Source organism: Pseudomonas sp. KB_15, assembly GCF_052114525.1.
Taxonomy (GTDB): Bacteria; Pseudomonadota; Gammaproteobacteria; order Pseudomonadales; family Pseudomonadaceae; genus Aquipseudomonas.
Genome location: NZ_JBFREX010000015.1, coordinates 22,102 through 44,447, shown reverse-complemented (window position 1 = coordinate 44,447; position 22,346 = coordinate 22,102). Strand labels below are relative to the sequence as shown.

The window sequence follows — 22,346 nt, the reverse complement described above, 5'->3', positions numbered from 1 at the left end:
CAATCCTTAGCGAGCAATGGGCGTCAGGCGAAGCAAGTGAATCCGACGGCTGTCGGCGTTCAGGATGCGGAAACGGTACGGGCCGATTTCAGTGATTTCGTTACGTTTTGGCAAATGCCCGAACGCGCTCATTACCAGACCGCCAACGGTGTCGAACTCGTCGTCGGAGAATTCACTGTCGAAAAACTCGTTGAAGTTCTCGATCGGTGTCAGGGCCTTGATCAGGAAATCACCGCTGGGCAGCGGCTTGATGTAGCTGTCTTCTTCGACGTCGTGTTCGTCTTCGATGTCGCCGACGATTTGTTCCAGCACGTCTTCGATGGTCACCAGACCGGCCACGCCGCCGTACTCGTCGATGACGATGGCCATGTGGTTGTGGTTGGCGCGAAATTCGCGCAGCAGCACGTTAAGGCGCTTGGACTCCGGCACGAAGGTGGCCGGGCGCAGCAGGTCCTTGATGTTGAAGCTTTCGCCGTTCTCCTTGAGGATCAACGGCAGCAGGTCCTTGGCCAGCAACACGCCCATCACGTCATCGTGGCTTTCGCCGATCACCGGATAGCGGGAGTGGGCCGAGTCGACCACGGCAGGCAGGAACTCGCGGGGTGTCTGGGTCGCCTTGATGCTGACCATTTGCGAGCGCGGGACCATGATGTCCCGGACCTGCAAGTCAGCCACCTGGATGGCGCCTTCGACGATGGCCAGCGCTTCGCTGTCCAGCAGCTTGTTCTGGTGTGCATCGCGCAGCAGCTCCAGCAGCTCCTGGCGGTTTTTCGGCTCGTGGGCAAAAGCCTGGGTGAGCTTACCCAGCCATGACTTCTGCCCGTTGCTCGATCGATCTTCGCTCATAGCGATTACTCTGAATCCTTTGTTGTTTCGGTAGGGGATAAATCGGCTTCGTCGTCCGCGTAGGGATCGGGAAAGCCCAGTTCTGCAAGCAACGTTCGTTCCAGTGCTTCCATTTCTTCGGCTTCGTCGTCATCAATATGGTCGTAACCAAGCAGATGCAAGCAGCCGTGAATCACCAGGTGCGCCCAATGGGCCTTGAGCTCCTTGCCTTGTTCGACGGCTTCACGCTCGACCACGGCGACACAGATCACGAGGTCGCCCAGCAGCGGGATGTCGAGGAACTCATCCGGCACATCGGCCGGGAATGACAAGACGTTAGTTGCGTAATCCTTTTGCCGCCAGGTGTGGTTCAGCTCGCGGCCTTCGGCTTCGTCGACCAGACGAATGGTCATCTCCGAATCGGCGGTACGCTGGCGCAGGGCCAGTTCGCACCACTGGCGGAACTCGGCTTCGCTGGGGGTGCAGGCTTCGGTAGCGATTTGCAGGTCAAGCTCAAGCATCGCGGCGGCTATCCTTGACGGCTGCATCATCGGCCGCATGGGTTTCGAAACGCTCGTAGGCTTCGACGATGCGCTGCACCAGCGGGTGGCGCACGACGTCCTTGGGCTGGAAGTGGGTAAAGCTGATGCCCGGCACATCCTTGAGCACTTCGATCACGTGGCGCAGGCCGGACTTGGTGCCGCGGGGCAGGTCGACCTGGGTGATGTCCCCGGTGATGACGGCCGTGGAGCCGAAGCCGATCCGGGTCAGGAACATCTTCATTTGTTCGACCGTGGTGTTCTGGCTTTCGTCGAGAATGATGAAGCTGTTGTTCAGCGTGCGGCCGCGCATGTACGCCAGTGGCGCGACTTCGATCACCTGGCGCTCGATCAGCTTGGCGACGTATTCGAAGCCGAGCATTTCGTAGAGTGCGTCGTAGAGCGGGCGCAGGTACGGGTCGATTTTCTGCGACAGGTCGCCGGGCAGGAAACCGAGTTTTTCACCCGCTTCGACCGCCGGGCGCACCAGCAGGATGCGGCGAATCTGCTCGCGCTCCAGTGCATCGACCGCGCAGGCGACGGCCAGGTAGGTCTTGCCGGTACCGGCCGGACCGATACCGAAGTTGATGTCGTTACCGAGGATTTCCTTCACGTAGCGTATTTGATTCAAGCCACGGGGGCGAATCATGCCTTTCTTGGTGCGCAGGGCCACGGACGGTTCGGCGGGGGAGTGGTTGTCCAGCTCTTCGACGGCCGATTCCTGCAGGAACAGGTGCACCATGTCCGGCGACAGCTCGGTACCCTTGGTTTCCCGGTACAGGCGGCGCAGGAGGTTTTCCGCGGAGGTGGTGTGTTTGGGTTCGCCGATCAGCTCGAACTGGTTTCCGCGATTGCGGATCTCGATGGTCAGGCGCTGTTCGATCAAGCGCAAATGCTCGTCGAATTGCCCGCACAGATTGGCGAAGCGGCGAGCTTCAAAAGGCTCGAGGATGAAACGATGTGGTTCTATGGGTGCGTTCAAGGTCGTATTTAGCCGCCCTGGGGCAATTGGGATGAAATCAAGGATAACGCCAGTGGCGTGGGTGCGAAAGCTCTTAAATGAGGCAGCCCGATTCCCGCCTCTGGCGCTGTACCTGTGGGAGCGGGCTTGCTCGCGAAGACGGAGTGTCAGTCGACATTAATGGTGCTGACAGACCGTCTTCGCGAGCAAGCCCGCTCCCACAGGGGTATTCGGTGTTATTGAATCAGCGAACCCCGCAGCGAGTGCGGCTGCGCGGCATCGATGTGCACGTCGGCGAACTGGCCGATCAGGGTCGGATTGTCGCAGCGGAAGTTGACGATACGGTTATTCTCGGTCCGGCCTTGCAGCTCTCCCGGGTCTTTTTTCGAGTAATCGGTCACCAGGATCCGCTGGATCGAACCGACCATTTGTCGGCTGATCTCGAAACCTTGCTGGTTCAAGCGATGCTGCAGGGCGTTCAGGCGTTCTTTTTTCAGTGCTTCAGGGGTGTCATCGGCCAGGTCGGCGGCCGGTGTGCCCGGGCGCTGGCTGTAGACGAACGAGTAGGAAAAGTCGAAACCGACGTCGGCAATCAGCTTCATGGTTTGTTCGAAGTCTTTTTCGGTCTCGCCCGGGAAGCCGACGATGAAGTCCGAGCTGATGCAGATCCCCGGCACGGCGGCGCGCAGCTTGCGCAGTTTGGATTTGTACTCGAGCGCGGTGTGGTTGCGCTTCATCGCCGCGAGGATGCGGTCCGAGCCCGATTGCACCGGCAAGTGCAGGTGCTTGACCAGCTCCGGCACGTCGGCGTGGGCCTGGATCAGGCTGTCGGAAAACTCCAGTGGATGCGACGTGGTGTAGCGGATGCGGTCGATGCCGTCGACAGCGGCAACCACGCGGATCAGCTCGGCCAGATCAGCCAGGCGCCCGTCATGGGTGAGGCCGCGATAGCCGTTGACGTTCTGCCCCAGCAGCGTCACTTCCCGCACGCCGTTTTCGGCCAGGTGAATGATCTCGGCAATCACGTCGTCGAACGGCCGGCTGACCTCTTCGCCGCGGGTGTAGGGGACCACGCAGAACGTGCAGTACTTGCTGCAACCTTCCATGACTGACACGTAAGCGCTCGGGCCGTCGATGCGCGGCTCGGGCAAATGGTCGAATTTTTCGATTTCCGGGAACGAGACGTCGACTTGCGGCAGCTTGGTGATGCGCGCGGCGTCGATCATTTCCGGCAGGCGGTGCAGGGTTTGCGGGCCGAAGACCACGTCGACGTACGGCGCGCGATCACGGATGGCCGCACCCTCCTGGCTGGCCACGCAACCGCCGACGGCGATCACCATGTCCGGATTGGCCAGTTTCAGTTCGCGCCAGCGTCCGAGTTGGGAGTAGACACGGTCCTGCGCACGTTCGCGGATCGAGCAGGTGTTGAGCAGGATCACGTCGGCGTCTTCAGCGCGGGCGGTGACTTCCAGGGCCTGATGTTCGCCCAGCAGATCGACCATGCGCGAGCTGTCGTACTCGTTCATTTGGCAACCGTGGGTTTCGATGTAAAGCTTCTTGGCCATGGAAAGAGTCATCACCTGATTCAAAGAACCGCGCATTATAGGGAACATGTCCCGTGGTTCCTACCGTTGCGCGTCCGACGGCTGTGCTATAGTTTGCGCCCTCATTTTTACCCCGATGTGTTACCCGCCCACCATGACCAAACGTGAAGCTCCAATCTACAAGGTGATTTTCCTCAACCAGGGCCAGGTGTTCGAAATGTACGCCAAGCAGATCTATCAAAGTGATCTGTGGGGCTTTCTGGAAGTGGAAGAGTTCGTCTTTGGCGAGCGCACGCAAGTGGTCGTCGATCCGAGCGAAGAAAAGCTCAAGGCTCAGTTCGAGGGCGTGGTGCGCAGTTTTGTGCCGATGCATTCGATCGTGCGTATCGACGAAGTCGAGCGTCTGGGGACACCGAAAATCAGCGAAGCCCGTGGCGCGGTAGGCAATGTAATGCCGTTTCCGATGCCGATGCCTGAGAAGTAAGGCTCAAGATCGAGTCGCCCCTATCGCGAGCAAGCTCGCTCCCACAGTTGACCGAGTTCTCATATGGGAATGCAGTCGAATGTGGGAGCGAGCTTGCTCGCGATGGGGCCAGTCAGATCAACGCAAAAATCAGGGCAGCGGCGCGAACGGCGTACGCCCGTCAGCGCTTTGCAATTCCATCAGATATTTACGGAAAATTTGCCCGAGCACCTGGGTGGCGAGTTCGAGCTCTTCGCGGGGCATTTTTTCGGTGACTTCGTCGGCGGTGTCCAGTGCGTCTTCGGCGCCGTTGACCGCCGCCATCTTCAGCAGGATGTACGCCTGAACGTTATTGGCCGGCACGCCTTCGCCGTGGAAGAACATGGTACCGAGCTTGAATTGCGCCTGGGCATGGCCTTGCAGCGAAGCCTTTTCGAAATAGCTCAGGGCTTGATTGAGGTCGCGTGGCGCGTTTTTACCTTCGTAGTAGAACTCACCCAACTCGTATTGCGCTTGTGCATCCCCTTCATCCGACGCTTTCTGGCAGGCGGCGAGCGCCTGTTCCAGGTCTTGCGGCTGGGTATTGAGGGTGCAGCGACCCATCGCTGGGATTAACAACGAGTTGCCGCCTGCTTGTGCGTGCGCGAGCAGGGGCTGAAGAAGCAACAGGCAGCCCAGTGCAAGGGCGCGGCCGGTGCGGTTCATKGGAATCGACTTACCTCTGAAGGGCGCGCGGACCCATCGAGGGATCCAATAAGCGCGCATTATGAAATAAGCAGGGGCAACCTTACAAAGTCTTTACTCGTTTTTCTGCTGCGCGGGAAATTAATCGCCCACTTTGCGGGGGATTATTAGCAGGCGAGTAGGAAAAACCGTGGGAATGTAGGCGAAAGCTGACGCTGGCAATGGCCAACGTCAGCATTTCAGCGTTACTTCAAGGCCGCAAAGGCGCGCTCGGCGGCGTCCAGGGTCAGCTTCAGTTCGGCTTCACCATGGGCAATCGAGGTGAAGCCGGCTTCGAAGGCGCTTGGTGCCAGATACACGCCACCTTCCAGCATCAGGTGGAAGAAACGGCCGAACAGGGCCGCATCGCTGGCCATCACGTCATCGAAAGTGACGATGTCGTCGGCACCACTGAAGTACAGGCCGAACATGCCGCCGGCTTGTGTGGTCACGAACGGAATGCCTGCCGCATCGGCGCGCTGTTGCAGGCCGTCGAGCAGGCGAGTGGTGTAGTCGGTCAGCTCGGCGTGGAAGCCCGGACGGCTGATCAGGCGCAGGGTGGTCAGGCCGGCGGCCATCGCCAGCGGGTTACCTGACAGCGTACCGGCTTGGTAGACCGGGCCCAGCGGGGCGATGCGCTGCATGATTTCACGCTTGCCACCGAAGCAGCCGACCGGCATGCCGCCACCGATGATCTTGCCGAAGGTGGTCAGGTCCGGGGTTACGCCGTAATAAGCCTGGGCGCCGCCGAGGGCGACACGGAAACCGGTCATCACTTCGTCGAAAATCAGCACTACACCGTGCTTGTCGCACAGGGTCCGCAGGCCTTCGAGGAAACCGGGTGCCGGCGGCACACAGTTCATGTTACCGGCCACTGGCTCGACGATGATGCAGGCCACGTCCTGGCCGACTTCGGCGAGCATGGCTTCAACGGCGTCGATGTCGTTGAACGGCAGGGTCAGGGTATGTTTCGCGAATGCCGCCGGTACACCGGCCGAGCTTGGTACGCCTTGGGTCAGTGCGCCGGAACCGGCCTTGACCAGCAGGCTGTCGGAGTGACCGTGGTAGCAACCTTCGAACTTGATGATGCTGTCGCGGCCGGTGAAGCCACGGGCCAGGCGGATAGCACTCATGGTCGCTTCGGTGCCGGAACTGACCATGCGCACCATTTCCATCGATGGCACGAGGGAGCAGACCAGGTCGGCCATCTGCGTTTCCATCTCGGTCGGGGCGCCGTAGGACAAACCGTGCTCAAGCTGCTTGCGCACCGCGTCCAGCACGTCCGGGTGGCTGTGGCCGAGGATCATCGGGCCCCAGGAGCCGACGTAATCCACATAGCGCTTGTTGTCTTCGTCGGTGACGTAGGCGCCTTCGGCGTGTTTGAAGAACAACGGCGTGCCGCCGACGCTCTTGAACGCGCGAACCGGCGAGTTCACGCCACCGGGAATGTGTTTCTGGGCATTGGCAAACAGCGTTTCGGAACGAGACATGATCGGGCTCTCAAATCAGATTTTAAGCGACTTAAATAGAAAACAGTTCGTTGAAGGCGCGGGCACGGCGGGTCACTTCGGCCGTGCTCTGGGCGCCGAACAGGCCATGCACCACCGCCAGCAGATCGACGCCGTGGGCCACCAGCGGGGCGGCGTTGTCCAGGGTGATGCCGCCGATCGCGCAGATCGGCAAGTGCAATTGCTTGCGGGCCTGATCGAGCAGTTCGAGGCTGCAGGTTGGTGCGCCGGGCTTGGTGCTCGAATTGAAGAAGCGGCCGAAGGCGACGTAACTGGCGCCTTCCTTTGTCGCTTGTTCGGCCAGTTCGAGTTGCGCGTGGCAAGTCGAGCCGATGATGGCTTTGGAACCGAGCAGAGCGCGGGTCGGTGACAGTGGGCCATCGGTCTGGCCCAGGTGCACACCCACATTGAGGCGGGCGGCCAGTTCGGCGTCGTCGTTGATGATCAACCGTGTCTTATAGCGTTCGCACAGCTCGCGCAAGGCTTCGGCCTCACGCAGGCGGCGGGCCTCGTCGCTGCTCTTGTCGCGGTACTGCAGCAAGGTGACGCCGCCTTCCAGCGCCGCCTCCACGTACTTGAGCAACTTACCGTCCAGCAAATGGCTGTCGGTAATGGCGTACAGGCCACGTAGTTTCATCGGACAAGCCTCACCGCATTACAAATAGAAGTTACGAACAGAAATCCAGAGGCAAACGGCGCGGCACAAACTGGCCTTTGCCCAACTGCTCGGCGTCTCGCAGGGTGCGCCATGTGTAGTTAAGCGCGGTCTGCACGGCGCTGGCGAGGTTTTCGCCCTGGGCCAGACGACCGGCCAGCGCGCTGGCCAGGGTGCAACCGGAACCGTGATAACTGCCGGGCAGGCGCTGGCAGGTAAAGGTTTGGCGCAGGCCGTCGCGGCTGTACAGGCGATTGTGGATTTCGGTTTCGTCGCCATGGCCGCCGGTGATCAACAGGTGTTTTACGAACGGCAGGAGTTTTTCAGCGCACTCGTCCGCGGTGCCTTCGGGCAGTTCGGCGAGGATACGGGCTTCGGGAAGGTTGGGGGTGGCAATGATCGACAGGGGCAGCAGGCGTTCGCGCATGGCGTAGCCGACTTCGTCCTTGCCCAGGCGTCCGCCGCCACCGGCACGCAGCACCGGGTCGCAGACTACCGGCAAGTGCGGGTGCGCCGAAAGCAGTTCGACCACGGTGTCGACCATTTCCAGTGAACCGAGCATGCCCAGTTTGACCGCCGCGACTTCGGAATCGTTGAGCACGGCATTGGCCTGGGCCAGTACCCACTCACGGTCGAGGACGCGGAAGTCAGTGACATTGACGGTGTCTTGCACGGTCAGGGCGGTGACGGCCGGAGCCGCATGGCATCCCTGAGCGAGCAGGGCTTCGATATCTGCCTGCAAGCCGGCGCCACCACTTGGGTCGTGGCCGGAGAGACAGAGGACAACGGGGCGAGAGCTGTAGATATTCATGGTGCGCGAGCTTACCACCAAACGTCGATTTTCGGGTGTGGTGACATCCAGTCTGCCTGTTCCATTGTGGCAGTGATTTGCTTGTCTCTGATTATGTCCTGGTAGTGCCTCTGGAACGCCCGTTCTAGAGCCTTTGTAGGAAATATTTCAATGGTATTTAATGGCCATCAACGGCTATGCTAGAGTGGATCCAAACCAATAACAGGTGATACCGGTTTACGTCTGCTCAAAAGGAATGGGGGGCTTCCTGACAGAACCGGACAGGCCACGCTGGGGCTTCAATGCGCTATTTGCTGATGTTGCTGTTGTGTTTGCCCCTCCTGGCAAACGCCGTCGAGTTCGATGAGTTCACTCAAAGCCTCCCCTTGGGCCGAACCCTGCAGGTCTATGAGGATGCAGGTGGCCAGGCGACCATCAATGATATCCGTGCGCAAGCGGCGGCCGGCAACTTCACACCACACCACAAAGACACGCTCAACGCCGGGTACTCCCGTTCGGTGTTCTGGCTGAAAATCGACCTGCATTACCGCCCGACCAATCCGGCTGCGCAACGGACCTGGCTACTGGAACTGGCCTATCCGCCCCTCGATCATCTCGATCTCTATTTGCCCGATGCGGCCGGCAACTATCAGTTGGTCAGGCAGACCGGCGATGCCTTGCCGTTCGCCAGTCGCCAGATTCGTCAGAACAACTATTTGTTCGACCTGACGTTCAAGCCTGATCAGGCCGAAACCGTATTCCTGCGATTGCAAAGCGAAGGCTCGATCCAGGCGCCGGTGACCTTGTGGTCGAGCACCGCGTACCTCGAAGAGCAGCCCGTGCGCCTTTACGTACTGGGATTGATCTACGGCGTGTTGCTGGGGATGCTGGTCTACAACCTGTTCATTTACCTCAGCGTGCGCGACACCAGCTACCTCTACTACATCTTCTATATCGCCTCGTTCGGCTTGTATCAGCTGTCGGTAAACGGTGCGGCCGTGCAGTATTTCTGGCCGGACAACCCTTGGTGGGCCAACGCCGCGACGCCGTTTTTCATTGGCTGTGCGGGACTGTTCGGCAGTCAGTTCGCCCGCAGTTTCTTGCAGATGGCCACCCACAGTCGCTGGCTCGACCGCTTGTTGCTGGCGCTGGTTGCTTTCGGTGCGCTGGTGGTCGGCCTGTCATTGATGACCAGCTACGCTCTGGCCTTGCGCCTGGCCACGGCCCTGGCGCTGACATTCACTGTGGTGATTTTTGCCGCCGGGATCTTTGCCTGGTTGCGAGGCCTGCGCGTGGCGCGGTATTTCATCATTGCCTGGTCGGCGTTTTTGCTCGGCGGTATCGTCAATACGCTGATGGTGCTGGGCTACCTGCCGAACGTGTTCCTGACCATGTATTCCAGCCAGATCGGCTCTGCCATCGAAGTGGCGTTGCTGTCCCTGGCGCTGGCCGACCGCATCAACGACATGCGCGAGCAGCAGGCACAAACCCTGTTCGACGCCAGCCAGAAGCTTGAAGTGCTCAACCAGCAACTGGCTCACAGTAACAAGCTCAAGGACGAGTTCCTTGCCACCCTGACCCACGAACTGCGCACGCCCATGAACGGTGTGATCGGTTCGCTGGAACTGATGCAGACGGTCGAAATGGACCCTGAGCTGGAGCAGTATCAGCAAACGGCTGCGGGATCGGCCCGGGACATGATGCGCATGGTCAACGGCATCCTCACCCTCACCGAATTGCAGGCCGGCAAGCTCAAGGCCTCGACCGACACCTTCAGTTTGCGCGGTATGGTCGAGGCCCTGCGTACGCAGTTCGAGGGCAACGCATCGAGCAAATCGCTGGACTTCAAGGTCGATGTCGCGCCAGGTGTGCCGGATCGCTTGCACGGCGACAACGTCAAGATCGCGCAGTGCCTGGAATGCCTGCTGGATAACGCCATCAAGTTCACCCGGGTCGGCGGCCTGGCCCTGCGGGTGACCGGCAAGGCCCTTGAGCCCGACCGGCTGGCGTTGACCTTTGCGGTGATCGATACGGGCATTGGCTTCACTGATTTGGGGGAGGCCACGATGTATCAACGGTTCTTCCAGCTCGATGGTTCAATGACCCGTGAATACGGTGGCCTGGGTGTTGGCCTGGCGATATGCCGACAGTTGGTCGAATTGCTGGGTGGACGCCTGACGCATCGCACCGAGCCAGGACGCGGCAGCCGGTTTCAGCTGGATGTCGAAGTCGGGCTGCCGGTGCCCGAACGTCCGGTGACGCCGTTGATGCCCCGGGATTTTCCGCGCCTGCGCTTGCCTCAGGATTGTGCCGTGCTGTTGGTGGATGACAACGGCATCAGCCAGTTGGTGATGCGCGGCATGTTGCTCAAGCTGGGGTTCCGTGTGCGTACGGCCGATAGCGCCGACGTTGCGCTCGATCTCTTGCAGCGCGAAGTGTTTGACGCAGTGCTGGTTGATTGTCAGTTGCCGCTTCAGGACGGTGAGTCGGTGTGCTGCCAGATCCGCGCGTTGCCGGGGTATGCCGAACTGCCGCTGTTCATGATCGCTCTGGGCGGTAACCGTGAGCGCTGCCCAACCGGCGCGGTGATTGATCAATTGAGCAAACCGGTGAAATTCGAAGACTTGCAGGCCGCGCTCTACCGCCGTGTGCTTTGCCCGCGACAGGGCGAAAGCGCCGACAGTTAGGCGGATATGACACTTTGAACGACCGAGGGGCGGTGCTTAACTGAAGTCCCTTGGCCGACCAAAGGAGCCCTGTCATGAACCTGCATCAGTTCGCCGAAACCCACGAAGTCACCAATCAGCCACCGTCACTGGATGGCGCCAACCTGTACCGCATCGACTTGCCGTTGCAGGAGTGGTCGCGGCGGTTCGGGGCCGGTTGGGCCGAATCGCGGATCGACGCCTACGGCGCTCTGGCTGGTGGCCCGTTGATGGAAGCCGGGTTCCTGGCCAATCAGAACAAGCCGGTGTTCAACAGCCATGACCGGTTTGGTCATCGCATCGATCTGGTGGAATTTCATCCGGCCTATCACCAATTGATGCGCACGGCGGTCGAGCACGGCTTGACCTCGCTGCCCTGGGCGCACCCGCAGGACGGCGCCCATGTCGCCCGCGCTTGCATGTCATATCTGCACAGCCAGGCCGAAGCCGGCAGTGGCTGCCCGTTGACCATGACCTTCGCCAGTGTCCCGGCCTTGCGTCTGCAACCGGATCTGGCGGAAAAATGGCTGCCGAAAATCCTCGCCACCGAATACGACCCGCGCAACGTCGGCATGGCCCACAAGGCCGGGGTCACCATTGGCATGGCCATGACCGAGAAGCAGGGCGGCACCGATGTCCGGGCCAACACCACCAAGGCGTATCCGGTTGGCGCCAGTGGCCCCGGTCAGGCCTATGAACTGGTGGGCCACAAATGGTTTTGTTCGGCGCCGATGTGCGACGCCTTCCTGACACTGGCGCAGACCGACAAGGGCCTGACCTGTTTCCTGTTGCCGCGCCATCGTCCGGACGATACGCGCAATCAGTTCTACATCCAGCGCCTGAAGAACAAGCTCGGCAATTGCTCCAACGCCTCTAGCGAAGTGGAGTTCCGTGGCGCACTGGCGTGGATGATCGGTGAAGAGGGCCGTGGCGTTCCGACGATCATCGAGATGGTCGCCATGACCCGCTTCGATTGCATGGTCGGTTCCAGTTCGCTGATGCGTCAGGCATTGACCCAGGCCAGCCATCACTGCGCCCACCGTTCGGTCGGCGGCAAGCTACTCAGCGAACAGCCCTTGATGCAGAACGTGCTGGCGGATCTGGCGCTGGAAAGCGAAGCCGCCCTGGCCTTGAGCCTGCGCATGGGCCGGGCGCTGGATCATCTGGACGATTCACAGGAAGCCAAATTCGCCCGATTGGTGACGGCGGTGGGCAAGTACTGGATCTGCAAGCGGGCGCCGGCCATGATCAACGAAGCGGCCGAATGCATGGGTGGCGCGGGTTATGTCGAGGAAAGCATCCTGCCGCGGCTTTACCGCGAGGCACCGGTGAATTCGACGTGGGAAGGTTCCGGTAACGTGCAATGCCTCGACGTGCTGCGTGCCCTGTCGAAGGAGCCGGGCGTGCTCGATGTGCTGTTCAGCGAGCTGGGCGATGGCCATGGCGACAAGCGCCTGGCTGCGCACATCAATCAATTGCAGGCGGCCTTTAAGGACACCAGCGACATTCAGTACCGCGCCCGTCAACTCACTGAAGACATCGCTCTGGGGCTGCAGGCCACGTTGTTGCTGGAAGCCGGGAATGCGGTGGTCAGTGATGCCTTCATCGCCAGTCGTCTGGAGGGCGGCGGCCGAGTGTACGGCGCATTGCCACGTGGTCTGGACGCGGAAGCCATTGTCGCCCGCTCGACTCCGCAGGGCTTCTGACCCAGGTGCATGATCGCCACTGGGCCAATGTGGGAGCGGGCTTGCTCGCGAATGCGATTTCACATTCAACTTTGATGTGCCTGACAGGCCGCTTTCGCGAGCAAGCCCGCTCCCACAGTTGATCTACGGTGAGCACAGAGTTTGTGTAGCAATCACTGTTCCCGTGAAGCAACGATGCAGGCAAGATGAAGGTCTGCAAGTCAGAACACAGGATGCTGATCGTGACCGAAGCTTTTATTGTCGTTCAAACCGCCGAGCAAGCCGTGGATCGGCTTGCACACTTGCACAATCGTGCAACCACCGCGCTGAGTCAGGCGCTCAAGCGCTATCTCAAGGATCGCGTCGAGCCTGATGCCGAACAGCGAGCGTTGTTCCGTTATCCGGAGCTGCGCCTGACCTACCATTGCCAGGGTGAAGTCCCGCAGACCACCCGCGCCTACGCCAAGGTCCAGCTGCCGGGCACCTACAGCGTCACCGTCACCCATCCGTCGGCTTTTCGTAAATACCTGCTGGAACAGCTTGTTCCATTGATGCATGACTTCACCGTGACCGTGGAAGTCGGTGTCAGCCAGCAGAACATCCCGTATCCGTATGTGGTCGAGCAGGGCGATGAGCTGGGAGGTTCCGGCGTCACCGCAGCCGTGCTGGCGCGGGTGTTCCCGAGTACCGACCTGTCGGCCGCGACCGACGGCATTGCCGATGGCTTGTACGACTGGGAAAACACCGATCCGTTGCCCCTGGCCCTGTTCGATGCCGCACGGGTGGATTTCTCCCTGCGCCGGCTGGTGCATTACACCGGCAGCGACTGGCGTCATGTGCAGCCGTGGATCCTGCTGACCAACTATCACCGCTATGTCGACCAGTTCATCGTCCATGGCCTGGAGCAACTGCGCAAAGACCCGCGTTTCGTGCGCATGGTGTTGCCGGGCAACGTGATCATCGAAAAGAGCATGGATCACGGCGAAGCCTCGGCAATCGCCGCCGGCGTGGTCTGGCACCGCTACCAGATGCCGGCCTATCACCTGATCGCCAGTGACGGCCACGGCGTGACCCTGGTCAACATCGGTGTCGGCCCGTCCAACGCCAAGAACATCACCGACCACCTCGCCGTTTTGCGCCCGCATTGCTGGCTGATGATCGGCCACTGCGGCGGCCTGCGTCAGTCGCAAACCATAGGCGACTACGTGCTGGCCCACGCTTACATGCGTCGCGACGGGATTCTTGACCGGGTGGTGCCGCCGAACATTCCGATTCCGGCCTTGGCCGAGGTGCAGCTTGCGCTTCAACAGGCGGCGGCCAATATCACTGGCGAGAGGGGCGACGAGCTGAAGAAACGCCTGCGTACCGGCACCGTGCTGACCTACGACGACCGTAACTGGGAACTGCGCTGGGCGCAGGAAAGGCCGCTGATCAACCTGTCCCGCGCCGTGGCGGTGGACATGGAAAGCGGCACTATCGCAGCGCAAGGTTATCGTTTGCGGGTGCCGTACGGCACGTTGCTGTGCGTATCGGACAAACCGCTGCACAGCGAAATCAAGCTGCCGGGCTCGGCCAACGCGTTCTATGAGCGCGCGGTTAGCCAGCACTTGAAGATCGGTATCGAGGCGGTGGATCTGTTGCGTACCGAACTCAACTCACTGCACTCGCGCAAACTGCGCAGCTTCGACGAGCCGCCGTTCCGCTGATTTGTCGATGGTCATTTAACGGAAGGGCTACTAGCATTGGCAGCCCTGACCGTTAGATGTTGTTTTGCCCATGTCGCGTCCACCTCGTCCACCTTCCCGCCGCCCCGGCGCGAAGCCATCCCCATCAGCCCAGCGGCGTGTCGCCAAGGCTCCACCGGCCGAGCCGAAGCTGATCCTGTTCAACAAACCTTTTGATGTGCTGACGCAGTTCAGTGACGGCGAAGGGCGCGCAACGCTCAAGGATTATATCGACGTACCGGGAATCTATCCGGCCGGACGGCTGGACCGTGACAGCGAAGGCCTGTTGCTGCTGACCAACGACGGCCAGCTACAGGCGCGGATCGCCGACCCGAAACACAAGCTGGCCAAGACCTATTGGGTACAGGTCGAGGGTGAGCCGGACGCGGAGCAATTGCAGCGCCTGCGTGACGGCGTGGAATTGAATGACGGCATGACCTTGCCCGCCGAGGCGCGGCAACTGGACGAGCCCGAACTATGGCCACGCAATCCGCCGGTGCGCTTTCGCAAAAGCGTGCCGACCAGCTGGCTGGAGTTGGTGATTCGCGAAGGGCGCAACCGGCAGGTGCGGCGCATGACCGCGGCGGTCGGTTTGCCGACGTTGCGCCTGGTGCGGGTCAGAATCGGTGACTGGACGATCGAAGGGCTCGATCAGGGCCAGTGGAAAGAAGTACCGGCGCGCTTATAAGGCGCCGGATTCGATCAGGCCGATCACCACGCTCTTGATGATGAACGCCGCCACGCCCAGGCCCAGTACGAAGAACAGGATGAACGAGCCGAAGCGCCCGGCCTTGGACTTCTTCGCCAGATCCCAGACGATGAAACCCATGAAAATGATCAGGATCGTGACCAGACCGGTCATCATCCACTCTTCGAAAACGGCAGGATCCATCGAATATCTCCAGCGCGGGCGCGGCTAAAAGGGCGCGGGGAGTATACGCCTCGCAGGCTGCGTGCAGTATTGACCTGCGTCGGTGTGTCGCAGTCATTCGTCGCCTGTGCCGGCCTCATCGCGAGCAAGCTCGCTCCCACATTTAACCGAGTTCTACCATGAGAATGCGGTCGATTGTGGGAGCGGGCTTGCTCGCGAAGGCGTCCTCAGCTGCGCAGATGAGTCAACGGCAACTCGGTGCTGTTGAGCACCTGATTCAGCACAAAACTCGAGCGCACACTGGTCACCCCTTCAATCCGCGTCAGATGCCCGAGCAGCAGTTTCTGGTAGTGATCCATGTCCGGCACCACGACCTTGAGTTGATAGTCGGCATCCATCCCGGTCACCAGGCTGCATTCGAGCACTTGGGGCAGGGTGCGGATGGCCGCTTCGAAGTTTTCGAAACGCTCGGGTGTGTGACGGTCCATACCGATCAGTACATAGGCCGTGAGGCTCAGGCCGAGCATTTTGCGGTCGAGCAGGGCGACCTGACGGGAAATGTAGCCGTCGTCTTCCAGCTGCTTTACCCGCCGCGAGCACGGCGAAGGCGACAGGCCGATGCGCTCGGCCAGCTCCTGGTTGGAGATGCGTGCGTCGCGCTGCAATTCCGCCAAAATACTCAGGTCGTAACGGTCGAGCTTGCTCATCAATCGATCCTTTGTCGTAACTATTGCGGAGGATTATGTGTCAGGGGTTAAAAATTGCGCAAGTGATGTTTAATTCAGCAATCTTCGCAATCCTCTGCCAGCGCTCCCGGCCTATTCTTATCACCAGAATCACTGCTCGGACAAACAGTCCAGTGCGACTCGCCCAATCAGGCCAGTCGCGGCCGCCACCCCCACCGGGGATGTGCCGGCCCCCGAGCTACACACTGTCCAGAAGACGGCGTGAGGTGAGCCGACGTCAAAAGCGTCGAGCCAGGACGAAGTTCTCTAAGGGGAGGCCGACGGGTCTCCCCTTTTTCTTGCCTGAAATTTGTTGCCGGCTCTCAATAAATAAGTTGCGCGACTGATAACCTGATGCAGAACCGGCCTGAGGTTTTCCAGTCTTACGTACAGGCACTAACCCTCCGTGAGGAAAAGCATGAAGTCGCGCATCTGGCGTTTAGCCGGTGTCGGTTTGCTGTGTGCCAGCGTCGCTGCGCAAACGCTGGCCGATGAACAGCAAAACCGTGGTCATGATGGCGAACAACATGGCCAGGATGGTCGTCAGGGCAACAATCAGGGCCATGGCGGCAACAACCAGCCGCCGCCGCAAAACAGCCAGCAGCAGAATCAGCCCCGTGCGCAGAACAACGACAACCGCCATGACGAGCACAACGGCCAGAATCAACATCAGAACAACGGACAGTGGCAGAACCGTCCAGCGCCGGATTTCAACAGCCGGGTTCGCTCGCCGCCGCCACCGCCGCAGTTGCCGGCCACTGACATGCCGATCCAGCCCCGCCCCGACACCGTGCGCCAGACCCAGCAGCCGCAGCGCGGTTACTACCAGGACCAGCCGCGTCGCAACAATTACAACCAGCACTGGAGTGGCTACACAAACGCACCCTCCTATGACAATCACTGGCAGGGGCGCTCGAGTGGCTATGGTAACGGTTGGGGGCCAGGCCCCAGGTATCGCCCCGGCCAGGTGATCGACCGCTTCCCCGAGCGCAACTTCCGCGTGCCTTACCGTGGCATGGATTACTACTATTCCGGTGGCTACTGGTATCGCCCGCTGGGCCCGCGATATGAGGTGGTAGAGCCACCGCGCGGGATTCGCGTCAGATACCTGCCCGATTACGCCCAGCAGGTGTGGATCGGCGGGGTGTTGCTGTTCCTGGCGGCCGGTTCGTATTACGCCTACCAGGAGAGCACTCAGGACTACGTCGTGGTCGAGCCGCCGGTTGGCCAACCGCAGTCGCAACCGCCGGCCGCCGGCAATGGTTATGACGTGGAGGCGTATCCGGCCAGCGGGCAGTCGCCGGAGCAAGTCAGCCAGGATGGCTACGAGTGTTATCAAGACGCGGTGCAGCAGAGTGGTTTCGATCCACGAACCGCCACCTACCAGCCAGACCCGTCGGTGGTGCAAGCCTACCGACAGGCTCAGGGCAACTGCCTGAGCAGTCGCGGTTATCAGGTGAATTACTGAGCCCGGGCGGCTTTCACCACTTCCCGCGGGTCGGCGTGCACCAGCACTTCGGCGCGCGGGTAGGCGCTGTGAATGGCCGCAGCAGCCTGATCGCTGATGCCGTGGGCGACTGACAGCGTCAGTTCCCCCGGCAACTCCAGATGCAACTGCACAAACCACTGGTTGCCGGAGATCCGCGTACGCAAGTCATGGGCACCCAACACACCGGGCACGCTGCATGCCAGTTCCAGCATGTGCTGGCTGACATCCGGCGGCAGTTCTTCATCCATCAACACCGCAAAACTCTCCCGGGCGATCTGCACCGCGCTCCAAAAGATATAAGCGGCGATGCCCAAACCAAACCAGGCGTCGACCTGATCCCAGCCAAACCCGGCCAGTACCAGCGCCAGCAGAATGCTGCCGTTGAGCAACATGTCTGAACGGTAATGCAGCGAGTCGGCACGCACGGCGTTGGAGCCGGTTGCCTTGACCACCCGATGTTGCAACATCAGCAAGGCCAGGGTCAGGGCGAGCGAGAACACAATCACGCCGATACTGATCCACGGCGCGCCGACCGGTTCGGGATGTTTCAGTCGATCGTAGGCCTGCAATGCAATCAGTACCGCACTGCCGCCAATGAACAGCGCCTGGGCCATGCCCGCCAATGACTCGGCCTTGCCGTGCCCGTAGCGATGATCATCGTCGGCGGGGCGCAGGGCGTAATGCACCGCCAGCAGGTTGAGCAATGATGTGACACCGTCGAGTGCCGAGTCGGTGAGCCCGGCGAGCATGCTCACCGAGCCGCTCAGCCACCAGGCGATGGCTTTGGCTACGATCAAGGTGCACGCCACCGCCACCGAGGCACGGGTCGCCAGCCGCAGCAGGCGGGCGTGTTCGGAGCTGGAGGTCATAGTGGCCATCGTTTCTTGAGAGTCCTTTCTTGCGCAGGGATTACGCGGCCGGTTGCAGGCCGAACATCGCGAGTTGCTGGGCGCTGCCCTTGCTCTGGATCAGACGTGGATCGTCCAGCGGGAAGCTACGACCCAGTTCGCTTTCCAGAATAGTCTGCAACTTGCGGTTATCGACCTTGCCGTCGGGACCGATGGCGTCCTTGAGTTTTTGCGGGTCGACCTGGGCGGTCTTGCCCGGCTCGAAGTAAATCGCGCCGGTGGCGAAGTCCACGGCAAACGCGATCAGGCCGGGGATGATGTAGAACAGCAGGCCCACGGCGTCGAGCGCGGCGATGGCCGGGTCGATCTTGCCTTCGATCTGGCCACGGCGATCCGGGTAGAAGATCGAACCGCAGGCGGTCACTTGAGTCAGCAAGGTTGCGACCAGAACACCGCCAATCAGGCGAAAGGGAACACGCATATGAAATCTCCTGAGTAGAACGCCAAGAACGTTACTGGTTAGAGCCCAGACTACGCCAAACAGTTCGCCGTTATACTCGGCCCTCTGTTTTGGAGCCAGCATGATTTCTTTGCCGATCGATGAAGTTTTACCCGCCCTGCGTGAAGCCCTCGCTACACGCCATGAAGCCGTGCTCGAAGCGCCGCCCGGCGCCGGTAAAACCACCCGCGTACCATTGGCCTTGCTCAACGAACCGTGGCTGGCCGGGCAAACCATCCTGATGCTCGAACCACGGCGGTTGGCCGCGCGCGCAGCGGCGGAACGGCTGGCCAGTGAGCTGGGGGAGAAGGTCGGCGAGACCGTGGGTTATCGCATTCGGCTCGATAGCAAGGTCGGCCCGAACACCCGTATCGAAGTGGTCACCGAAGGCATCCTCACCCGACGCCTGCAGGATGATCCGGCGCTGGAAGGCGTGGGCCTGCTGATTTTCGACGAGTTTCACGAGCGCAGCCTGGACGCTGACCTGGCCTTGGCCCTGAGCCTTAATGGCCGCGAGCTGTTCCGGGACGATCAGCCACTGAAAATCCTCTTGATGTCCGCCACACTTGAAGGCGAACGCTTGTCCGGGCTGCTGGACGACGCGCCGATCCTGCGCAGCGAAGGGCGCATGTTCCCGGTGGCGATGCGCTGGGGCCGGCCGTTCCAGGCCGGTGAATTCATCGAACCGCGTCTGCTGCAGACCATCCTCGAAGCCTTGAACGACGAGACCGGCAGCGTGCTGGTGTTCCTGCCGGGGCAGGCAGAAATCCGCCGCGTGCATCAGCAACTGGCGGATGCGCTGGGCGATAACCCACAGGTCCTGCTGTGTCCGTTGCACGGTGAACTGGACCTCGCCGCACAACGGGCGGCAATCGATCCGGCACCGGCGGGCAAGCGCAAAGTGGTGCTGGCCACCAACATCGCCGAAACCAGCCTGACCATCAATGGAGTGCGCGTCGTAATCGATGCCGGGCTGGCGCGGGTGCCGCGTTTCGACCCCGGCAGCGGCATGACCCGCCTCGATACCCAGCGCATTTCCAAGGCCAGCGCCACCCAGCGCGCCGGCCGGGCCGGGCGCCTGGAACCGGGCGTGTGTTATCGCTTGTGGTCACAGGATCAGCACGAGCAACTGGCGGCCTACGGCAGCGCGGAAATTCTCTCGGCGGATCTTGCCGGACTGGCCTTGCAGTTGGGGCGCTGGGGTGTGACGCCGGGGCAACTGGTGTGGCTCGACGTGCCGCCCGCCGCCGCATATGCGCAGGCCCAGGACTTGCTCGAACGCTTGGGCGCACTGGAGGGCGAAGCGCTGACCCGTCACGGTCAGGCCATGGCCGAACTGCCGGCGCATCCGCGCATCGCGCATTTGCTGTTGCGCGGTCAGGCGCTGGGGCTGGCGGACATGGCCTGCGACGTCGCCGCACTGCTCGGTGAGCGCGATATCCTGCGTGGCGCCGGAGCAGACCTGCACAGCCGACTGGTGCTGCTGTCTGGCGAAGAGCGCGCCGCACGCGGTGCTCAGGGTGGCGTGCAGCGCGCACGGCAACTGGCGCGGCAATATCGTGGTTATCTGCGCGGCAAGGCCTTGGATCCRGTCAGCGATCCGGATCACCCGCGTTGGCTCGGTGCATTGCTGGCGCTGGCTTATCCCGACCGCGTCGCCCAGCAGCGGCGGGCCGGTGGTGCGGAATATCGCTTGGCCAACGGACGTGCCGCACTGTTCGCCGAGGCCGACAGCCTGATGAAGCAACCGTGGCTGGTGATTGCCGATCTGGGTAGTCGTCAGGGGCAGCGTGAGGAGCGGATTTATCTGGCGACGGATTTCGATCCGGCGCTGTTCGACTCCGTGCTGGCCGAGCAGGTGCGTTGCGTCGATCAACTGGATTGGGACGAGCGCGAAGGCGTGCTGCGGGCCGAGCGTCAGCGCAAGGTCGGTGAACTGATCCTCAGTCGTGAGCCACTGACGGGCCTCGACGAAACCACCCGCAGCCAGGCACTGGTGAACCTGGTGCGGCGCAAAGGCCTGGAGCTGTTGCCGTGGACCCCGGAACTGCGTCAGTGGCAGGCGCGGGTCGCGCTGTTGCGGCAACTGGACCTCGCCGGCAAAGGCGAGAGCGAGTGGCCGGATGTGAGTGATGCAGCGTTGCTCAAGCATCTGGAGCATTGGCTGATGCCGTATCTGGGCAAGGTTTCGCGGCTCAGTCACTTCGCCAATCTGGACCTGTCGAGCATCGTCCACAACCTGCTCCCGTGGCCGTTGCCGCAGCGACTCGACGAGCTGGCGCCGCATCATTTGAGCGTGCCGTCGGGCTCGTCGATTCGCCTGGACTACAGCGAACAGCCGCCGATTCTGGCGGTGCGTCTGCAGGAGTTGTTCGGCCTGGCCGAAACCCCGCGCATCGCCGGAGGGCGGCAAGTGGTCAAGCTGCATCTGTTGTCCCCGGCGCGGCGGCCGGTGCAGGTGACTCAGGATCTGGCGAACTTCTGGCGCAGTACCTACGCCGAGGTGAAGAAGGATTTGAAGGGGCGCTACCCGAAACATTATTGGCCGGATGATCCGCTGGTGGCCGAAGCCACCGCGCGGATCAAGCCGCGTAAATAATCGCATCGCGATTACGTAGGAGCTGCCGCAGGCTCGGGCCGCGTTCGGACGATCTTTTGCTCTTGAAAAAATCAAAATCAAAAGATCGCAGCCTGCGGCAGCTCCTACAGAGGGTGGTGTGATTGTTCGGATTTCGCAGTGAGTTGTTCACGGCAATAGTCGGCAAACAACTGCGCCGGTTTGGTCAGTTGCCCGCGCTTGAGCCATGCCGCCACCAGACCGGAACCGGTGACGTCTTCGGCAATGTCCACGCACACCACTTTCTGCCCGTCGTAGGTGCACTCCGAATGCGGTTTGGTCACCAGGATCGAAAACCCAAAGCCCTGGCCRACCATSCCGCGCACCATCTCGATCGAYGGCGAGCTGAAGGCAATGCGTGGGGTCAGGCCCAGCTCATCGAACAGGCTGACGAAGTAGGTCCGGCTCGGCTGCACGTCCAAAAGAATCATCGGCTCCAGGTACAAGTCCCGCAACGACACCTGGGCCTGTTGGGCAAAGCGGTGATCCGCCGGCAGCAGCGCGTATGGTCGTTGCGCCGGCATCAGCGGTTCGGTTTCGATGGTGCCGTCGAGGTCATGTTCATAGAGGATCGCCAGGTCGAACGCACCGGAGGTCAGGCCTTGCACCAGCTCTTGCTGCTCGCCGTCGCGGATGCGGATTTCCACTCCCGGATACAACGCCGAAAACCCGGCGATCAATTGCGGCAGGTACAGCGGCGCGACGGTTTCGAAACAGCCGATATCAATCTGCCCGGAGACCACGTCGTTGTCGGCCAGGGCGTTCTGCTCGAACTCCTTGGCCATGCGCAGCAGCTCCTGGGCCTTGCGGTAAAAGCGTGCACCGCTGGGGGTCAACGATACGCCCTGAGCGTGATGGCGAATCAGCAGTTGCACACCGAAGCTGTCTTCCAGCCCTTTGATGGCCGTAGAGATCGAAGGCTGGGCGATGTACAGCTTGCGCGAGGCCTCGGCGACGCTGCCGCACTCGACGGTGGTGATGAAGTATTTCAGTTGACGCAGATTGTAGGCAGCCACAGCAAACCTCGGGGGAGAACGAATCAGGCATCCAGGCAATTTGCGCGCCACCCCTATCCGCTCGGGTAGCGATTTGTTGTGGTTGAACAATAACCACATGCTGCGCCAGAAGGGAGATTGGCTACGTAGTTTTTTCTTGGCCTGCGAACACATTTTTAC

The 22,346-nt window shown here is 61.2% G+C and carries 20 protein-coding genes; 7 read left to right on the top strand and 13 right to left on the bottom strand.

Annotated features, from left to right (window positions below; translation table 11 throughout):
• Positions 1-6 precede the first annotated feature (6 nt).
• The 4 genes from AB4Z35_RS14975 to miaB all read right to left on the bottom strand — a co-directional run bounded on the left by AB4Z35_RS14975 (position 7) and on the right by miaB (position 3,890).
• Entirely contained in the window at positions 7-846 is an 840-nt protein-coding gene (locus tag AB4Z35_RS14975; protein WP_007990639.1) for an HlyC/CorC family transporter, read from the bottom strand.
• A gap of 5 nt (positions 847-851) precedes the next feature.
• A complete protein-coding gene (gene ybeY, locus AB4Z35_RS14970; RefSeq protein ID WP_442097832.1) occupies positions 852-1,346 on the bottom strand; it encodes an rRNA maturation RNase YbeY in 495 nt (164 codons plus the stop codon).
• On the bottom strand, positions 1,339-2,346 hold the full coding sequence (locus AB4Z35_RS14965; RefSeq protein ID WP_442097830.1) for a PhoH family protein: 1,008 nt from the start codon (positions 2,344-2,346) through the stop codon (positions 1,339-1,341). The genes ybeY and AB4Z35_RS14965 overlap by 8 nt, the downstream gene beginning before the upstream one ends.
• Before the next feature lie 215 nt (positions 2,347-2,561).
• Positions 2,562-3,890 (bottom strand): tRNA (N6-isopentenyl adenosine(37)-C2)-methylthiotransferase MiaB, encoded by a 1,329-nt coding sequence (gene miaB / locus AB4Z35_RS14960; RefSeq protein ID WP_442097829.1) that lies wholly within the window; start codon positions 3,888-3,890, stop codon positions 2,562-2,564.
• A 133-nt stretch (positions 3,891-4,023) separates the two neighbouring features.
• Between miaB and AB4Z35_RS14955 the strand changes: the two genes are divergently transcribed.
• On the top strand, positions 4,024-4,353 hold the full coding sequence (locus AB4Z35_RS14955) for a DUF1820 family protein (protein WP_003185742.1): 330 nt from the start codon (positions 4,024-4,026) through the stop codon (positions 4,351-4,353).
• Positions 4,354-4,482: 129 nt separating this feature from the next.
• Here the strand turns inward: AB4Z35_RS14955 and AB4Z35_RS14950 are convergent, their stop codons facing one another.
• From AB4Z35_RS14950 to AB4Z35_RS14935, 4 genes are all read right to left on the bottom strand, one after another.
• The gene (locus AB4Z35_RS14950; protein WP_007993995.1) at positions 4,483-5,037 is read right to left on the bottom strand and encodes a tetratricopeptide repeat protein; all 555 of its coding nucleotides are present in this window, start codon (positions 5,035-5,037) and stop codon (positions 4,483-4,485) included.
• Positions 5,038-5,261: 224 nt separating this feature from the next.
• Entirely contained in the window at positions 5,262-6,545 is a 1,284-nt protein-coding gene (gene hemL / locus AB4Z35_RS14945) for a glutamate-1-semialdehyde 2,1-aminomutase (protein ID WP_007975850.1), read from the bottom strand.
• A 31-nt stretch (positions 6,546-6,576) separates the two neighbouring features.
• A complete protein-coding gene (thiE, locus tag AB4Z35_RS14940; RefSeq protein WP_442097826.1) occupies positions 6,577-7,200 on the bottom strand; it encodes a thiamine phosphate synthase in 624 nt (207 codons plus the stop codon).
• A gap of 31 nt (positions 7,201-7,231) precedes the next feature.
• On the bottom strand, positions 7,232-8,029 hold the full coding sequence (locus AB4Z35_RS14935) for a hydroxymethylpyrimidine/phosphomethylpyrimidine kinase (protein WP_108231173.1): 798 nt from the start codon (positions 8,027-8,029) through the stop codon (positions 7,232-7,234).
• Between the two features lie 281 nt (positions 8,030-8,310).
• Between AB4Z35_RS14935 and AB4Z35_RS14930 the strand changes: the two genes are divergently transcribed.
• The 4 genes from AB4Z35_RS14930 to AB4Z35_RS14915 all read left to right on the top strand — a co-directional run bounded on the left by AB4Z35_RS14930 (position 8,311) and on the right by AB4Z35_RS14915 (position 14,810).
• Positions 8,311-10,695, top strand: a complete 2,385-nt coding sequence (locus tag AB4Z35_RS14930; protein WP_442097824.1) for a 7TM diverse intracellular signaling domain-containing protein — start codon at positions 8,311-8,313, stop codon at positions 10,693-10,695.
• Between the two features lie 74 nt (positions 10,696-10,769).
• Positions 10,770-12,419 carry an acyl-CoA dehydrogenase family protein gene (locus AB4Z35_RS14925; protein WP_442097822.1) on the top strand — a complete coding sequence of 550 codons (1,650 nt, stop codon included), beginning with the start codon at positions 10,770-10,772 and terminating at the stop codon, positions 12,417-12,419.
• Positions 12,420-12,604: 185 nt separating this feature from the next.
• Entirely contained in the window at positions 12,605-14,104 is a 1,500-nt protein-coding gene (amn, locus tag AB4Z35_RS14920; RefSeq protein ID WP_177323264.1) for an AMP nucleosidase, read from the top strand.
• A gap of 70 nt (positions 14,105-14,174) precedes the next feature.
• Positions 14,175-14,810 carry a pseudouridine synthase gene (locus tag AB4Z35_RS14915; RefSeq protein ID WP_442097820.1) on the top strand — a complete coding sequence of 212 codons (636 nt, stop codon included), beginning with the start codon at positions 14,175-14,177 and terminating at the stop codon, positions 14,808-14,810.
• Here the strand turns inward: AB4Z35_RS14915 and AB4Z35_RS14910 are convergent.
• Together AB4Z35_RS14910 and AB4Z35_RS14905 are read right to left on the bottom strand one after the other, a co-directional pair.
• Entirely contained in the window at positions 14,805-15,014 is a 210-nt protein-coding gene (locus tag AB4Z35_RS14910; protein WP_007975837.1) for a DUF2788 domain-containing protein, read from the bottom strand. The genes AB4Z35_RS14915 and AB4Z35_RS14910 overlap by 6 nt on opposite strands.
• 206 nt (positions 15,015-15,220) lie before the next feature.
• The gene (locus AB4Z35_RS14905) at positions 15,221-15,700 is read right to left on the bottom strand and encodes an Lrp/AsnC family transcriptional regulator (RefSeq protein WP_007937367.1); all 480 of its coding nucleotides are present in this window, start codon (positions 15,698-15,700) and stop codon (positions 15,221-15,223) included.
• 436 nt (positions 15,701-16,136) lie between these two features.
• Between AB4Z35_RS14905 and AB4Z35_RS14900 the strand changes: the two genes are divergently transcribed.
• Entirely contained in the window at positions 16,137-17,186 is a 1,050-nt protein-coding gene (locus AB4Z35_RS14900) for a DUF6515 family protein (protein ID WP_442097818.1), read from the top strand.
• On the opposite strand, the gene AB4Z35_RS14895 is transcribed toward AB4Z35_RS14900, so the two are convergent.
• Together AB4Z35_RS14895 and AB4Z35_RS14890 are read right to left on the bottom strand one after the other, a co-directional pair.
• Positions 17,180-18,076 carry a cation diffusion facilitator family transporter gene (locus AB4Z35_RS14895; protein WP_442097816.1) on the bottom strand — a complete coding sequence of 299 codons (897 nt, stop codon included), beginning with the start codon at positions 18,074-18,076 and terminating at the stop codon, positions 17,180-17,182. The genes AB4Z35_RS14900 and AB4Z35_RS14895 overlap by 7 nt on opposite strands.
• A 40-nt stretch (positions 18,077-18,116) precedes the next feature.
• Positions 18,117-18,536, bottom strand: coding sequence for a polyribonucleotide nucleotidyltransferase (locus AB4Z35_RS14890; protein ID WP_442097815.1), 420 nt, complete (start codon positions 18,534-18,536; stop codon positions 18,117-18,119).
• Between the two features lie 100 nt (positions 18,537-18,636).
• On the opposite strand from AB4Z35_RS14890, the gene hrpB reads away from it, so the two are divergent.
• The gene (hrpB, locus tag AB4Z35_RS14885) at positions 18,637-21,153 is read left to right on the top strand and encodes an ATP-dependent helicase HrpB (protein ID WP_442097814.1); all 2,517 of its coding nucleotides are present in this window, start codon (positions 18,637-18,639) and stop codon (positions 21,151-21,153) included.
• A gap of 104 nt (positions 21,154-21,257) precedes the next feature.
• Here the strand turns inward: hrpB and AB4Z35_RS14880 are convergent, their stop codons facing one another.
• Complete coding sequence (locus AB4Z35_RS14880; RefSeq protein WP_442097813.1) at positions 21,258-22,187, bottom strand: LysR family transcriptional regulator; 930 nt, start codon at positions 22,185-22,187, stop codon at positions 21,258-21,260.
• Positions 22,188-22,346: the final 159 nt, after the last annotated feature.